Raw genomic sequence first — 15,867 nt, 5'->3', positions numbered from 1 at the left:
TGCGACGCCCGCCCGCCGTTCGACCCAGTGCCGTTGGGCAGAGTCACTCGCGGGAATGATTCGGCCTTTAACTCAGATCTCCAGATTCTCCGCCAAGAAATCGCCAACTGCCGCTACTGAGTCGGTCGCCTCTTGTGCATACCCGACCAAGAATTGTGGGACGTGGTCCATCCCCGCGAGCTCCTCCTCAACGACGGTGACGCCTACCGCTCTCGCGCGCTCTGTGAACATCTGGCCCCCGCCCTTGAGGGCTTCGTCCGTGCCGAACGACACGAATACGGGTGGCAATCCCGTGAGGTCGCTTCGCAGTACGTTGACCTCCGGATCGCTGGCACTCATCCCCTTCGGGAGGAAGGCAGCAACGTTCTCCGCGATGCCTTCACGACTGGCGATCGGATCGACCTCGCGGTTGGCGTCGAACGAGTCGGACAGCGCCTCGAGGTCGTAATAGGGCGAGAGGGCAACGACCGCACCTGCCTGCTCGCGCCCACTACGAGCGCGTACGACGGCGGCCCGGGTGGCCAGCAGGCCACCGGCCGAGTCTCCCACCAGGCCGATCGATCCTGGGGTGAAACCCTGCGTCTCAAGCCAGTCGAAAGCCGTGAGCGTGTCCTCGAGCGCTGCCGGATAGAGATGCTCCGGCGCCAGCCGGTAGTCGATGATCAGGGTGCGGCGATGCGCGGCTCGTGCGATGTGACCCGCGAGCTTGCGATGGCTGGTCGGGCTGCCGCCGATGAATCCGCCCCCGTGGAGGAACAGCAGCGCCGAGTTTTCCACGGCATCCGCAGGGATTGCCCAGATCGCCGGAACACCGTCGACGTCGACCGATTCATAGCTCACCCCGGGTGCCTCGGTCGCATAGCGCCCCCACCCTTCGTAGAGATCCCGGATGAACGCCATGCCGGCTTCGCCGCTCGCGGCCAGTCGTTCGTTCCAGCTGCGGTAGAGATCCTTCAGGGCGGACCGGTCACCAGCCAGGACGGGCTGCTCTTTGATCGTCGTCACGTCTGTGCCTCTTCCAGAAGTCGATCAGCGCGGGCGCTGTCGCTCACAGTGATGTTGTCGATTGAGCAGGTGTTGCGTGAGAACTCGCGGTGGCCGAGTTTGGGGGCGGCGGGATCCAGGGTCGAGATCCCGCACTCCCGCGAGCTCCCGACCGGAAGGGGTCTGCCGTCAAACCGGCCAGTGATTCGCGGCGTCAGCATTTGTTGACTTTCGTTTCGTCGCGCCAGATATCCAGGATCGACGGAGTGACCTTGATGAGCTGTTGCGGGTCGGACACGAGATGGTTCATGACCACCCTGGCGTCAGCGACGATCCTGGCGACAACGCCGTCGCGGGGAACAACCCCCGACCCGCACCACAGAGCCGCGGTTGAGACGATGTCGTTGAGGAGACTCGTGAGGTAGTAGTTCGACTGGTCGATCCGGTTGATGTGGGATTGGTTGAAGGTCCCAGCTTCCGCAGCATCCCATGCGTCTTGGTATGCCTTGAGGCAGAAGGCGCGAGCGGCCTGGTAGGCCGCTTCGATGCGGCCGAACTCGTAGAGGAAGTGCGCGTCCTTGTCGAGGTCGGCAACTGCGCCGCGGCGCTTGTTCTTCGTCGCCTTGGCGGCTTCCTCGAGCGCCCGCTTCGCCAGCCCGAGCGCGACCCCGACGTGCGAAAGGATAGAGGGGGTCCAGAATTCCTGAGCGAAGGGCGTACCTGGGATCCTCGTCTCAGGATGGGCAAACCACTTGTCTTCGAGTACGTGCTCAAGGATCTTTAGGTGCCCGGACCCGGTGCTTGCGAGCCCGGAGGCGTACCAGTCATTGAGCCATTCGACGTTCTTCACGTCAATGTAAGCCATGAGGACGACCGGATTGCCGTCACCGTCGAGCACCTTCTCGTCATGGTCATCGACAAGGAAGAGCAAGCTGATGACTCGGGTCGTGTGCAGAGTCGCCGAACCGAACGGCATTGGGTCCGTCTTGACGAGGTAACCCCCATCGACCTTCTTGGCAGTGCCCGGGGGCATGCCATTGGCGAAGCCGCAGGCAAGGCCATCACCATCGGGCCCAATTATTTCGAGGTAGGAATCCTTGTCAAGCAGCACACCGGCGATGGTTGTTCCGGAGGCTGACACGCCGAATGTCCACCCGGCGGAGGCATCCTGCCGAGCGATCTCCTCGATGATGTTGATCAGGACTACGTTGTCGATGCCGTCACCACCGAGTTCGACTGGCAACTGAGCCCTATACAGGCCGGCGTCCTTCCAGGCCTGGACGACCCTGCTCGTGACACTGGCGTCTCTGTATGACTCCTCACGCTCGGACTCGACCAGTGGCTGCAGTGATCTGGTCACTTCGACCCACTTGGCGATCTGCTCTGCCTGGCTCTCGGCTCTTGTGGTGGGCGGGGCGCCTGTCGTTGTGGTCATGGGTCGTGGTCCTTCGTGCTCGAGGGTTGTGCCAATCCGGAGATTCTGCCATCGAGTGAGGTGCATCACTACTCACCATGTGAGGCTAGGTCCGGTGCCGTATCATGTCAAGGATTATCGAATTTATAACCTTGTGCGGGTCGGTCTATATCGCTTGGCGTCGAACAAAGGCGGCGACAGCGGTCGGCGACGGGGGCGGCCGGAGCACTTCGAGGCGCCCTGCTCTCCGCTGGCGACGCCAGCGGAGACATCTCCGGAAAGGCCATCGCCGTCGGCGGTGGTCCGGGGCGGCCTCCAGCCGCACTACGAACGGCCGAGGCCGATCGCCTCGAGATCAGCGCGGCACGACGAAGCCACCGTTCGGGCGCAAGGTCTGGCCCGTGTAGAAGCGGCTCGCCTCGGTCGCGAGGAACAACGCGGTCATGGCTATGTCGTCCGGCTCACCGACGAGTCCTAGCGGAGAGAGCGACGCATAGCCTTCCCGCGTCTGTCGCCACTTCTCCGCGTCGATGGTTCCATCCACGTCCATGGCATTTCGGCGAATCATCGGAGTGTCGACATAGCCGGCCGCGATCGCGTTGACCCTGATGTGGTCGGCGCCGACGTCCAGCGCGAGGCAGCGAGTCAGCTCAAGGACCGCCGCCTTGGAGGCCAGGTAGGCGAACTGCGTGGGGAGCGGCTTGTCGAGACCTCCTGTCGTGAGGTTGACGATCGTTCCCCCGACTCCCCTCGAACGCAACTGGGCCACAACGGCCTGGCAGGTGTAGAGCGTGCCCTTGTAGTTGACGTCCATGACGCGGTCGAGGTCAGCCTCGCTCGGACGGGAAGGAAGGACGTCGATGAAGATGCCCGCGGCGTTGCAGAGCACATCGACGCCACCCCAGCTTTCTCCCACGTTCGAGATCGCCAACTCAACCGTGGCCCGGTCGCTGACGTCGAGTACGGCGCTCGATGCGACACCGCCGAGACTCGTGATGGTCGACACGACCTCGTCGAGACCGTCGGGCCTGACATCCGAGCACACCACCTTCGCGCCGGCGCGGGCGTAAAGCACGGCGACGGCACGGCCGATCCCGCTCGCGGCGCCAGTGACGAATGCTGTCTTGCCTGTCAGGTCGATGGGAAAGATGTCGTTGCTCATGAGTACCTCTCCATGGTCAGCAGATCGCGGCGTGGATTGGGCTCGCACGTCCGCGGGCTACGGGCAGTGGCGCGATGGCGAGAAGAACTCTGAGACCTGGTCGCGCGAGAACTCGTCGGCCATCAAGTCCCACGGTCCGATCTCATCCTGATAATGATTAAGCGCCAATCGCGGCGCCCGAACTCAGCGTCGACGACGGGCATCGGCAGGCGACATCGAGTGAGGACTTCTGGCCCGGTTGAGCGTGATGGTGGCGACGCCATCGTCGATGGCCAGGGGTGACGACGTTCTCCTCGCTGTCGACTTCGGCCGCCGAGCTCACTGCGTGCGATCCGCCAGACCGAGGCGCGAGCGGAGCGTGACGCCAGTCACTTCGACCTCCGGGACTCTGCCGCGGCGCCGCAGCTCTGGCATCACGAGTCTGGTGAAGTCCTCGAACGACCCGGGGACGTCGGATGGCATGATCGCGAACCCGTCGCAGCCGTAGGAGTCAAACCACTCCTCGAGGGTGTCGGCCACCTGCGTCGGTGTACCGATGAACCGGTTGCCGGCGGTCATGGACCTTGCCTTGACGATGTCACGCAACGTGGCGTCCGCCCCGAAGGCGGCGCGGCCGGCCTTGACGAACGCCTCGATGATGCCGCGCGTGCCGGTGACACGGTCGAAGTTGGCGTCGTCCCAGGGCTCGTCCATCGGGATGTCGGAGAAGTCGAAGTTCGCCTGCTCGGCGAGGAAGACGAGCTGCTCGATCGGGTCGGACAACGCGTTGAAGAAGTCGTTCTTCTGGCGGGCGATCTCCTCCGTCTCGCCGACGATGCACATCACTGCGGGCAGGATCTTCGCGGCATCCTTCGGACGCCCCGCCTGCTCGGTCACTGCCTGCTGCGCGGCGTAGTGCTTCTGTGCTGCCTCGGCGCTGTGGGCAGTGGTGAAGACGAGGTCGGCCCAGCGCCCGGCGAACTGGCGTCCTCGCCCGGACTGACCGGCCTGGAGGAGCACCGGCCAACCCTGTGGAGTGCGCGGCACGGTCAATGGACCACGGGACCGGAGGAACTTGCCGTCGTAGTCGATGCGGCGGACGCTGGCCGGATCGGCGAACCGACCCGTCTCGCGGTCGAGCTCGACGGCACCTTCCGCCCAGGACTCCCACAGCTGTGTGGTGATCTCGAGGAACTCGTCGGCCCGGTCGTAACGCTGATCGGCCTGCAGGTAATCGGTCCCGAAGTTCTCCGCCTCGTCCTCGTTGAGCGAGGTGACGATGTTCCACACCACCCGGCCGCGTGACAGGTGGTCGAGCGTCGCAAACATCCGCGCCACGTGGTATGGCATGCCGTAGGTGGTCGAGTACGTTGCCCCGAGCCCGATCCGGTTCGTGTGGCCGGCGAGCAGGCCGAGCAGCGCGACCAGGTCGAGCTTGACGACCCGTGAACCGCGCTCGACGGCCGGTTCGGTGGAGCCACCGTACGCCGCTGGCATGGCCAGTCGGTCATCGAAGAAGAGCACGTCGAATCCGCCGTGCTCCAGTTCTCGCGCCAGATCGATGTAGTACTCGGGCGTTAGGAATCCGGGGTCGGTAGAAGGGTGCATCCACGCGCCCAGCGAGGTCTTCGTTGTAGATGCCGAGGCGAAGGCGGCGAAGATCATGTGGTCATCCCGGCGCGACATGGGCGGTCCTTACTTTCCGATGATGGCTAACGTCACACATTACATCATAATCTTTGTCAGGATGCGAGGGACGGATCAGGAATGGTGAGTGGGATGTGGCCTGAAAGTCAGGGCAGCCGCTCCGCGCACATTACTCGGGAAAGAGCGCGTCAGATCCAGCATCGAGGTCAAGGCATCCTGGGTCTCGGGGGAGGGCAAATAGGTCGAGCTGTGTGAGATCGCCGGCGAAACGAGTGCGATCTCCTTCGGTCCTCCTCGGCCAGGACCAAGCCATGTTAGGGTTATAATCATTTCTATCACAAGTCGGGAGGTCGAATGAAGGTCGTCGTGGACAGGTCGAAATGCGTGAGCCTCGGTATCTGTGAGGGTCTGGCACCTGAGATCTTCGTGCTTAACGACGAAGGCGAGCTCGAGGTCGATGACCAGGCTGACGTCGATCCGGCTGACATCGAACTCGTGCGCAGTGCTGTCAGCGGTTGTCCGGTCAGCGCGCTCTCGGTGGCCGACGACTGATCCCGTGGCTGATCCCCATCGCCCCCTCGCCGATCTCCTGGTCGTCGACATCGGGCAGTACCTCGCAGGACCGCTGGCCGCGCGCCTGCTCGCGGACCTGGGTGCTCGGGTTGTGCGGATCGAGCATCCCGAAGGGCCGCGGTACGACGGCCAGGCGAATCACCATCTGCTGGCTTCTCGTAGTGAGACGTTGCGCCTCGATCTGACAGACCCGGCCGGCCTGGCCACGGCGCACGACCTGGTGGCTGCGAGCGATGTTCTCATCGAGAACAGTCGGCCGGGTGCGCTGGATCGGTTTCGCCTCGGACCAGAACAGACCGCGGCCGCCTGGCCCAGCCTGGTTCACTGCTCGCTGCCAGGATTCGGCCGGGACGATCCACGGGCATCGATGCCCGGCTGGGAGGGGCCGGTCCTGGCGGCTGCGGGTGCGTACCCGCAGCGCTCCGCCGAGATGCTCGAGGGAGAGTGGTGGCCGCAAGCGGAGCCACCGTTCTCGCCATTGCCGCTCGCCTCGGTGTTCGCCGCCGTCATCGGCGCGACAGGGGCCGTGGCCGCGTTGCTAGACCGCCAGCGATCCGGCCGGGGCCAGCACGTCGAGGCAGCGCTCCACGACGGGTTCTTCGAGGCCATCGGCTCGAGGGCCACCCGATACGAGCGCAACCCTCCCCACTGGTTCTTCATGGGGTCCGGGATCTATGAGTGCTCCGACGGCCGGCGGTTGAGTCTGATCACCGTATGGCATCGGCACCTGCGCTGGTTCCTCCAGGCTGCCGGCTGGAGTGGAGAGCAGATCGCTGCCGAGGCGTCGTACGATGTCCTGCGCGACGACCCGTCCGCGCGCGCTCGCTTGCGCGATTCACTCGTGACGATGCTTCGGTCACGGCCTGCCGCGGAATGGGAGGCTCTGGCGCAGTCGGCAGGCGTCCCGGTCAGCATCGTGCGCAGGCCGGGGGAGTGGCCGATCGCGCCGGTTCTTGGGGCCGCTGTTCGTGTGCACGCTCGCAAGCTGGTGAACGGACATTCGGCGAGCTCCCCAGACAGCCGCTGCAAAGGCGCGGGCCCCCTTGCGGGTTACCGAGTGCTGGACCTCACTCGAGTGCTGGCCGGTCCGACCGCCTCGAGAGTGTTGGCGGAGCTCGGCGCCGAGGTCGTCAAGGCGGACGTGCTCCCGGAGAGGACCCAGGCAGGCCATCGTGAACCGTTCTTCCACGAGGTGGTGAACCGCGGCAAGCACATTGCCGAGGTCGACCTCGACGCGCCGGGCGGTCGCGACCGCATGGATGCCCTTCTCTTATGGACGGACGTCGTCGTGTCGACTTTCACAAGGCCGGCTCTGCGTCGCCTGCGCCTCGACCCCGAAGACCTGGCCGGCAGATATCCGACTCTGCTCAGCGCGCACATCAGCACCTACGGTGAGGGCGGGCCATGGTCCGACCTTCGCGGCTACGCAGAGATCGCCAATGCCAGTTCCGGGCTGACGGTCGCCTGCGTCGGCGAGATGATCCCGAGCGGTTCTGCGCCGAACGTTGACATCCCGCGCATGCCGTTCACCGACCACCTGGCCGGCTGGTTGGGAGCGTTCGGAGTCATTGCCGCGCTGGTCGGCGCCAGCCGGGGGCGACCGAGTGGCCGTGTTCACACATCGTTGGTCGACGCGGCCTGTTTGGCGCAACTGCCCTTCTTGGCCGACGGGTGGAAGTCGTGGCGTGATCGCGAGTTCAGTGACATGCCCGGCTGGTCGGCGAGCCATCGGATGTACAAATGCACCGACGCCTGGGTCTTCGTGGGCATGGGCACGAGCACATGGCAGCGGCTCATCGACTCGCTCCCCACCGACATGGGTTCGTGGGCCGCATCCCAACCGGCGGCGACCGTCATCGATCGGGTGGTGAGTTGCGGCGGAGCCGCCAGCATTCCGGGTCAACTCGACCGGATTCTCGACGTCGACGGCGTTGCCGACCAGCGCGGCCTGAGAGTCGCCCACTCCTCGGATACCCATGGGCTCGTGTTGCAGCTGGGCACGCCGCTGCTGCTCTCACGCACGCCGGTGCGTGCCGGTGAGCCGCCCGACCATGGCGATGACTGGTTCCAGGATGAGCTGGGGATCACCGCTCGGCAGTCGCGGGCCAAGGCGCCGCTACCCACAGAGGAAGGTCCTTGACGTGGAGCTGTGGACGACCCTGCTGGAACGACCCGACCGGGTCAGTGAGCTGGCGGCCAGTCGTGAGGCGGAGGGTTGGGACGGAGTCGCTGTTGCAGACACCCAGTACTACCTGCCCGACCCCTACGTCATGCTGGCCGCGGCCGCTTCGGCCACCTCGCGCCTGAAGCTGAGCACGTCGACCACGAATCCGTTGACGCGCCACCCCAGTGTGACGGCAGCGGCGATGGCCACCTTGCAGGCGCAGTCCGGCGGAAGGGCGGTGCTCGGCATCGGTCGCGGAGACTCTTCCGCGTTCTACGTCGGCAAATCGCCCGCGACCGCTCGGGAGTTCACCGCCGCGCTCCGGTTGCTGCGCGACCTCCTGCACGGCCACGCAGTCCGTCTGCCATCCGTGGAGTCAGTTGCGGCGGTCGTAGCGGCGCACGAAGACACAGCGGGTCTGCGATGGATTGATCGGCAGCTTCCGCCCGTGCCGATCGACGTGTACGGGAGCGGGCCGCGGACCGTCGCGATCGCCGCACGCTACGCCGACCGACTCACGGTCGCCGTCGGCGCCGAGCTAGACCGATTGTCCGCCGTACGCCGGACGCTGCTGGCTTCCGAGCTTGCCGCGGGCAAGGCGCGGCCGACGATGGGGGCGGTGATTCTGGTCTCTCCGCATCCCGACAAGCGGATCGCGCGTGACCTGATCAGGGGTTTCGTCGCATCGCACGCCCGGTTCAGTGCCATGTCCGGTCAGGACCGGGCAGATGTCCCCGGGCGTGATCGTTCCGTGGTCGTCGATGTGGCAAGGTCCTATGACATGGCGCGCCACGGCGACTCGGGGTCATCCGCGACAGCGGGACTTTCGGACGAGTTCGTGGACCGATTCGCGGTGGTCGGTGATCCGCAGGCGTGTGCGCGGCGGGTAGCCGACCTGGCGAGCTTGGGATTCGGTCACGCGCTTCTCATGCCACCGGGAATCGACAACGACCCTGTGCAACGAGCGGTCACGCTAGACCTGCTGAACAACGAGGTCTTGCCGCGGGTGAAGGAGCTCTTGACCGTTTAGGGTGGGCGAGCGATTCGATCAGGGACGGACGGGACGTCCGCCCCTGATCGAACCGTGGCCGACAGAGCTGGGTCGGGATCGTCTCAGTCGATGGTCGTCTCTGTGTTCAGCTTCTCGAGAAGCTTGTCCCAGTCCTCGACCACGGCGCTTCCGGCGTTGAACGCCTCGAGCGCTTTGGCGAAGGACTCAGGGGTTCCGACGGGAACTCCGAGCTCGTTCTCGACGAAGCCCTTCCACTCCTCCACGATCGCGGCGTCGGCCTTGACCTCATCCTCCGGGGCGGACACATTGGACGGGGCAGCCAAGGCGACATCCTGTGTTGAGTCGCGCCAGGCGCGGATCGCTTCGTTCAGCGGCGCAGGATCGATCAGCTTGTGCCCTGCCCCTTCGGCGGCCTCGGCGTACTGCTTGTACGTTTCCAAGGTGTTCTTCAGGAACTCGACCACGGCCTCGTTGCGCGCCTGGATCATCGCGTCGCGCACGTCGTCGGGCAGGGAATCCCAGACTTCCTTGGACACGGCGTAGTAGGCACCGGATGTCGGTGCGTTCTCGGTGAACGATGAGTATGGCGCGACCTCGAGGAGGCCGAGGCCAAGGACCGTGGTCGCCGCGTTGACGGCGCAGTCGATGACGCCGCGCTGCAGCCCCTCGTACTGCTCGGTCGGGTCCAGGAAGACACCGGTCATGCCGAGTGCCGCGTTCTCGCCCTTGGCTACGTCGTTGGCGACCCGGACTTGTCGGCCCTTCAGGTCGGCGGGGTCGGAGAACGCCTCCGAGCAGTGCAGAACTGCGGGGCCGCTGAACATCGGGAGCATCGGCACGAAGCCCTGCGACGCCGTCTCTTTGGCGACAGCTCCGCCCTGGTCGTAGTGCTCCACCATGGCCGGAATGCCGGCGATGTTCACAGCCGGATATCCGAGTTCCACTGTGTTCGCCTGAACGACCTTGTCGTCCCAGTTCGAGATCGGCAGCTGGTCGGGGAAGTATCCGTTGCTGATGAACGTGGCGTCGGTCAGGCCGCTCTGCAGGGCAGACAATGCCTCGTCTGCCGGGTGCAGGGTGCCGTTGCCGTGGAGCTTGAACGTCACCTTCCGGTTGGTGAGCTCGGTGACGCGATCCATCCACATGGTTCGGTACCTTCCGGCGGTGGAGGCATCAGCCTGGATGTCGCTGAAGGTGAGCTCGATCGGCTCCATGCCGTCGATGGAGGCGCCGGTGTTTCGGGCGGCGCCCCCTTGACACGCGGTGAGTACCGCGATGGCGCTGAGCCCTGCGATGACCGCAGCCAGGGGCTTCGTTATGTGGGCCACTTGCTTCTCCTTTGGGCGGCAGGCCACTCGCCGCGATGAGGTGGCGATGGCTGACTATTGGCCAGTACTAATAAAGATTAATAACATAACGACCTGCTGGGTCGAGCGTCAAGCAGTTCTCCCTGGGTATCTGAGGGGCGGCGCCGCGGCTTCGTCGGCACCGTCGGGAGGGGCGGCGGCTCAACTGGCTTATCTAATAAACCTTTGTAGATACAGGACCTGAGTTGTGTTAACGTCGTGACGCCCGTCACGTCTCCCGTAGGCGGATGATCGACATGAGGTTCAGATGACAGACGAGCAGAGCCCGGACAGCGGTCCCGAAGCTGCACCACGCGAGTTGGCGACGCACTCCACCGCCGCCGAGACCAAGGCAAGACCCGGTTGGCTGAGGGTGCTGCAGGTGATAGACGTCATGAGCATCGCCTGCGCAGCCGTGGGAGGCGTCGTTCTTGTGGCAATGATGTGCACGGTGATCGCCGATGTCACGAGACGTACGTTGTCCAACAACCCTTTGGATGGAACGCTGGACCTGACGCAGTTTGCCTACATGCCGACGGTGATCGCGCTGGGACTGGGCTACGCGTTGCTACGCAGCGACCACATCCGTGTGAATCTGCTGACCGGGTCCGCCGGGCCGCGCACCCAACGGATCCTCGAGGTGCTGGGGATGGCCTTCACGCTAGGCACGGCTGCCTTCCTCATGCAGTTCGGGGCGCAGAAGGCGCAGATGGCCCAGCAGTTCGACGAGAGCTCGGTGGGTGTCGACTGGCTTCCCATCTGGCCATATCGCTGGGTCGTCGTTGTCGGCCTGGCCGTGCTTGGCTTCCAAGCAATAGCGCAGCTCGTGCGCGCGGTCGCAGAACCCGACTTCACGCCGTCCGACGAAGGCGACGTCGCATCCGCCATCGAGGACGAGGAACCCCTATTGGACAACGTCGACGGCAGGATCGCCGTCTCGCTGGAGGTTCGGCCGCGATGACTGTCACTCAAACCGACCTCCGCCAGGCGCCAGCCCCTGTTGCGTCCGATGAGCGGCGTTCGCGCAACGCTCGACGCTCCACCGCGGGCATTCTCGTCGCGGCTGCCGCAGCCTGCTTCTTCCTGGTCTACCCGTTCGTCGTCCCGACGAGCTCCCTCCTGGTCGGGTTCTTCGTCATCTTCCTCATGATCAGCCTGATGCTGCTCAAGATCCCGATCGCTATTGCAATGACGGTTGCCTCGTTCCCCGGGCTCTACCTGCTCGCCGGTCAACGGGCGCTCGAAGGCAGCCTGCAAGAGATCGCCTTCTCCTCCTTCGCTTCATGGTCGCTCAGTGTGATCCCGATGTTCGTGCTCATGGGCATCGTGCTGGGCAAGAGCGGCCTGATGTCGGGGGCCTACGACATGGCGAGGAAGTGGCTGGGCTGGATGCCCGGGGGGCTCGCTGTCTCCACCAACATCGCCGGCGCTGGGATGGCGGCCACGAGCGGTAGCTCGATCGGCAACGCCTACGCGATCGGACGGGTTGCCATCCCCGAGCTCATCAAGTCCGGTTACCGGCCCAGTCTCACTCTCGGGTCGGTGGCGATGGCGGGAACCCTCGGACAGGTCATCCCCCCGAGCGTTCTGCTTGTCATCTACGCCGGCGTAGCCGAGACCCCTGTCGGTCCGCAGCTACTCGCCGGCGTCGTACCGGGAATTGCGCTGGCGGTTCTGTTCACCGTGGTGATCCTCGCCTGGGCGATGATCAGTCCGGACGCGGCACCACGCGGTGCGTCGTACCCGTTGAGGGAGCGCTTGGCATCCCTGGTCAACCTGATCCCGATGCTCATCATCGTGTCCGTGGTCATAGGTGGCATCTACGTTGGCGTGTTCACTGCGACAGAGGCGGGTGCGTGTGGCGCGGCCGTGACGGTGGTACTCGGCCTGGCAGCGCTGATCGTCAAAGCGCGACGCGCGCGGGCCAACGGCGAGCCCGTCAAGACGCACCGCGTCCTGGCGAAGTTCCTCTCGACATCGCTCATCGAAGCCACCTCCGCGGTCGCAGCAGTCTTTCTGCTGCTTATCGGGGTGAACCTGCTGACGCGTGTGATGACGCTCAGCGGGCTCGCTGAATGGGTGGCCGACGGAGTCGTCGGCATGAACCTCACCAGGCTGACGTTCCTCCTGATCCTGATTCCCGTCTATCTCGTCCTCGGGTTCTTCCTGGATACGCTGGGTATGATGCTGCTCACCATCCCGGTGTTCATCGGCCCACTAGTGGCGCTCGATGTCAACCTCATCTGGTTCGGGGTGTTCCTCATCGTGCTCGCTGAGATCGATCTGGTAGCGCCACCGCTGGGTGTGCTCAACTTCGTCGTTCTCGCCCTCGGACAGGCCAGCACGAAGGGGATGGGCGTCAAGCTCACCATCGGGGACGTGTTCAAGGGGGTCACGCCGTTCATCGGTGCCTGCGTGGTCTTCCTCGTAGCGCTCATCGTGTGGCCGGAACTGGCGACCTGGTTGCCAGACGTGTCATCGGCGAAGTAGGCCACGGATGCGCCGAAGGCCGATCCCGATACGCGCGCGGGCGGCGGTGTACCGCGGCCCAGAGAAAATAGACCTGGAGACGTTTCCGGTGCCGGAGATCGGGCCTGCGGACCTCTTGCTCGAGGTCGTGCTGTGTGGCGTGGATGGGTCCGAGCTGGCGATGTTCAGCGGTCACCACGAGTATCTCAATGCCAGGGTGCCGGTCATCTTCGGCGACGAGATCGTCGGCCGCGTCGTTGCAGTGGGAGCGTCGGCAGCGGAGCGGCGCGGGCTCGTGCTGGGTGATCGGGTTGTCGTCGAGGCCAGATGGCCATGCGAGGAAGGCTGTCACACCTGCCAACAAGGGCAGTACTACCTCTGCGAGCGGCGCGGGCTCCAGAACGGCTACGGCACGCTGTCGGCCGGCAACCCACCGCACTTGTGGGGTGGTTACGCGTCCCATGTCTTCGTGCCACCCGAGGCGCTGGTCTACCGGGTGCCGGATGTCCTCTCGGACCGCACGGCTCTCATCGCGTGCTCGCCGCTCGCAAACGGGCTACGCTGGGTCCGCGAGGCGGGGGTTCGGAAGGCCACGCACGTGGTCGTCATCGGCCCCGGTCCGCAGGGGCTCAGCTGTGCATTGGCGGCTGTCGCCCTAGGTCGGTGCGTCACGCTCGTCGGCTTGGAGACCGATGTCGAACGCCTCCGCACCGCCGAGACCATGGGCGCGGCTACGTACGTGACGTCGAGGACGGACACCCCCGATCTGCTCCAACACGCGGCCGACGAGATCGTGGCCGCGCACGGCCCCGTCGATGCCGTCATCGAGGTTTCCGGTTCACCCGGTGGGAAGGACCTTGCCATGTGCGTCGTGCGCGCCCTGGGGACCATCGTCAGCGTGGCGTCACCGAACCCTTCGGTGCGGCCGTTCGACTGGCGAACGCTGATGTGGAAGGAGATCACGGTCAAGGGACGCATCTCCCACCCAAACACCGTGTCGGAGGCATTCGGGCTCGCTCGCCGCCTGGCGGCCGAAGGCATCGACGTCGGCGAATGGGTCACGCACGTGTTTCCGCTGGACAAGGTTCCCGAAGCGATCCGGACCGCGGCATACAAATCGGCTGCACGTCCCATCAAGGTCGCGCTGGACCCGATGGCCTGAGTCGACCCTTCGGCTGTCACTTTCAATGAATCCATCGCATCGGTGAGGAGAAAGCATGTCCCATTCCTTAGAAGAGCTCTCGAGTCTTGCTGAGATCAGACAGCTGCAGGCCCGGTACTGCAGGGGCATCGACAGGGCGGATGCCGAGCTGGTGCGGAGTGTCTATTGGGCGGATGCCGTCGACGACCACGGGGCCTTCCGTGGCGGGCCCGAAGAGTACGTCGCCTGGGTGATCCCGGTCGTCCGCGAACGCTTCGCCGCACTCCAGCACACGCTGGGACAGAGCCACATCGAGTTGGACGGTGACTTGGCCAGATGCGAGACCTACTTCGTGCAGCGATCCCTGCGTCATGACGGGAACTGCTACGACGCCACCGGTCGCTACCTCGATCGTCTGGAGCGGCGGGATGGTGAGTGGCGGATTCTGGAGCGGCTCACTGTCATGGAATGGTTCAGCCCTCCGGTCCCCACAAACCCCGAGCATGCTGCGGAGGCCGGGTTTGCGAAAGGTTGCCAAGATCGCACGGACCCGTCGTACGGCGCCGCCGATGAGCCACTGGTCAAGCCCATAGACGATCGGCCGTTTAAGACATAATCATTGACAAGATTGCGAATTTATCTGTAGGGTGAATCGTGCGGCTGTCAAGGCCCGCGACGCGATCAACCCTTCAGCAGGAGTGTGGATGTCCGCCTGGTACGAGATCGATCAGAAGCTGCAAGACCCGCAGTGGTACACGACCACTGAGCACCTCTCGGTCTTCAAGTGGCTGCGCGACAAGGATCCGGTCCACTGGGTCGAGGACGACAAGTACGGCAAGCATTACTGGTTCCTCACGCGGCACGAGGACGTACGAAACTACCTCCTGAACCCGAAGGCGCTGAGTTCGCGCTGGGACACCCGGGTTCCGAAGACGCCAAAGCGCTACACGCCAGAAGAGCGGTTCGAGATGGGCTTCGACGTGAGTATGGCCCGGAACGACCCGCCGACCCACGACATCTACCGCAAGCCGGTCAACAAGCACTTCAGCCTTCCCGCGATGAACAAGCTGAAGGCCGATGTAGGAGGCATCGTCGACGAGATCATCGGCGAGGTGGCCGAGCGATCCGAATGTGACGCCGTCGAGAACATCGCCGGTGAGATGCCAGTCAAGGTGATCCTGCGGATGCTCGGCGTGCCAGAGGACGACTGGCCGTTGCTGCGCGAGGCTGCATGGCGCTGGCTGGCGCCGGCAGACCCGCGGTTCACCATCGACGGCGACATCCTGAAGACCCACCGTCAGGGCCACTCGACGCTGCTGGACTACTGCGAGAGGCTGGCGCTCGCGCGCCGCAAGGAGCCCCAAGACGACTTCGCGACGGTGCTCGGCGGGATGAAGGTCGACGGTGACCCGCTGAGCATCCATGAGATGCGCAGCTACTTCACGATTCTCATCGGTGGCGGCCTGGAGACAACGCGCAACGCCGCGTCGGTTGGTCTGTGGCTGTTCTTGAACAACCCCGACCAGCGACGGCTCCTGCTCGAGGATCCGTCGCTCGCCAACAGTGCTGCTGAGGAGGTCCTACGCTGGGTTACGCCGCCGCGCAGCCGGCTGCGGATCGCGATGGAGGACATCGACCTTCATGGCAAGGAGATCCGTACCGGGGACTGGGTCGTCGCGTCCCTGACATCTGCGAATCGAGACGAGCGCGCCTTCGTGAACCCTGATTCCTTCGACATCTCCCGCGACCCGAATCCTCACCTGAGCTTCGGCGAGGGCATCCATCTGTGTCTCGGCAGGTATCTCGCGCGCATGGAGCTAGCGTCCTTCTTCCCCAAGGTGCTGGCGGCGTTCCCGGACCTCGAGCCGGTTGGCGAGCCGACCTGGATCCCGGACAACAATGTCGCCGGGTTCAGTGAGTTCAAGGTCCGCTACACCCCCCGCGTTGCGGCAACGGTCTGAGGGAGACTGCTATGG

At 64.8% G+C, this 15,867-nt stretch carries 13 protein-coding genes; 8 read left to right on the top strand and 5 right to left on the bottom strand.

Features of this window, described 5'->3' with window-relative positions; all coding sequences use genetic code 11:
- Window positions 1–72: 72 nt before the first annotated feature.
- The 4 genes from ACIA03_RS08040 to ACIA03_RS08025 all read right to left on the bottom strand — a co-directional run bounded on the left by ACIA03_RS08040 (window position 73) and on the right by ACIA03_RS08025 (window position 5,225).
- Entirely contained in the window at window positions 73–1,005 is a 933-nt protein-coding gene (locus ACIA03_RS08040) for an alpha/beta hydrolase (RefSeq protein WP_396980995.1), read from the bottom strand.
- Window positions 1,006–1,198: 193 nt separating this feature from the next.
- On the bottom strand, window positions 1,199–2,419 hold the full coding sequence (locus ACIA03_RS08035; RefSeq protein WP_396980993.1) for an acyl-CoA dehydrogenase family protein: 1,221 nt from the start codon (window positions 2,417–2,419) through the stop codon (window positions 1,199–1,201).
- Window positions 2,420–2,753: 334 nt separating this feature from the next.
- The gene (locus ACIA03_RS08030; RefSeq protein WP_396980991.1) at window positions 2,754–3,560 is read right to left on the bottom strand and encodes an SDR family NAD(P)-dependent oxidoreductase; all 807 of its coding nucleotides are present in this window, start codon (window positions 3,558–3,560) and stop codon (window positions 2,754–2,756) included.
- Window positions 3,561–3,878: 318 nt separating this feature from the next.
- The gene (locus tag ACIA03_RS08025; RefSeq protein ID WP_396980989.1) at window positions 3,879–5,225 is read right to left on the bottom strand and encodes an NtaA/DmoA family FMN-dependent monooxygenase; all 1,347 of its coding nucleotides are present in this window, start codon (window positions 5,223–5,225) and stop codon (window positions 3,879–3,881) included.
- 315 nt (window positions 5,226–5,540) lie between these two features.
- Between ACIA03_RS08025 and ACIA03_RS08020 the strand changes: the two genes are divergently transcribed.
- Genes ACIA03_RS08020 through ACIA03_RS08010 form a run of 3 tightly spaced genes read left to right on the top strand, consistent with a single transcriptional unit; the run spans window position 5,541 to window position 8,953 of the window.
- Window positions 5,541–5,738, top strand: coding sequence for a ferredoxin (locus tag ACIA03_RS08020; RefSeq protein WP_396980987.1), 198 nt, complete (start codon window positions 5,541–5,543; stop codon window positions 5,736–5,738).
- 4 nt (window positions 5,739–5,742) lie between these two features.
- Window positions 5,743–7,899, top strand: coding sequence for a CoA transferase (locus tag ACIA03_RS08015; RefSeq protein ID WP_396980985.1), 2,157 nt, complete (start codon window positions 5,743–5,745; stop codon window positions 7,897–7,899).
- A gap of 1 nt (window position 7,900) precedes the next feature.
- A complete protein-coding gene (locus ACIA03_RS08010; protein WP_396980983.1) occupies window positions 7,901–8,953 on the top strand; it encodes an LLM class flavin-dependent oxidoreductase in 1,053 nt (350 codons plus the stop codon).
- An 83-nt stretch (window positions 8,954–9,036) separates the two neighbouring features.
- Here the strand turns inward: ACIA03_RS08010 and dctP are convergent, their stop codons facing one another.
- Entirely contained in the window at window positions 9,037–10,263 is a 1,227-nt protein-coding gene (dctP, locus tag ACIA03_RS08005) for a TRAP transporter substrate-binding protein DctP (RefSeq protein ID WP_396980981.1), read from the bottom strand.
- Window positions 10,264–10,549: 286 nt separating this feature from the next.
- Between dctP and ACIA03_RS08000 the strand changes: the two genes are divergently transcribed.
- The 5 genes from ACIA03_RS08000 to ACIA03_RS07980 all read left to right on the top strand — a co-directional run bounded on the left by ACIA03_RS08000 (window position 10,550) and on the right by ACIA03_RS07980 (window position 15,852).
- Window positions 10,550–11,242 carry a TRAP transporter small permease subunit gene (locus ACIA03_RS08000; RefSeq protein ID WP_396980979.1) on the top strand — a complete coding sequence of 231 codons (693 nt, stop codon included), beginning with the start codon at window positions 10,550–10,552 and terminating at the stop codon, window positions 11,240–11,242.
- A complete protein-coding gene (locus ACIA03_RS07995) occupies window positions 11,239–12,771 on the top strand; it encodes a TRAP transporter large permease (RefSeq protein ID WP_396980977.1) in 1,533 nt (510 codons plus the stop codon). Before ACIA03_RS08000 ends, ACIA03_RS07995 begins: the two co-directional genes overlap by 4 nt.
- An 88-nt stretch (window positions 12,772–12,859) precedes the next feature.
- On the top strand, window positions 12,860–13,912 hold the full coding sequence (locus ACIA03_RS07990) for a zinc-binding dehydrogenase (RefSeq protein WP_396980975.1): 1,053 nt from the start codon (window positions 12,860–12,862) through the stop codon (window positions 13,910–13,912).
- Between the two features lie 55 nt (window positions 13,913–13,967).
- A complete protein-coding gene (locus ACIA03_RS07985) occupies window positions 13,968–14,507 on the top strand; it encodes a nuclear transport factor 2 family protein (RefSeq protein WP_396980973.1) in 540 nt (179 codons plus the stop codon).
- Between the two features lie 88 nt (window positions 14,508–14,595).
- Complete coding sequence (locus ACIA03_RS07980) at window positions 14,596–15,852, top strand: cytochrome P450 (RefSeq protein WP_396980971.1); 1,257 nt, start codon at window positions 14,596–14,598, stop codon at window positions 15,850–15,852.
- Window positions 15,853–15,867: the final 15 nt, after the last annotated feature.

Source organism: Nocardioides sp. NPDC051685, assembly GCF_044453405.1.
Taxonomy (GTDB): domain Bacteria; phylum Actinomycetota; class Actinomycetes; order Propionibacteriales; family Nocardioidaceae; genus Nocardioides.
The sequence above is the reverse complement of the archived record's forward strand: the minus strand, read 5'-3'. Positions and strand labels throughout refer to the sequence as shown.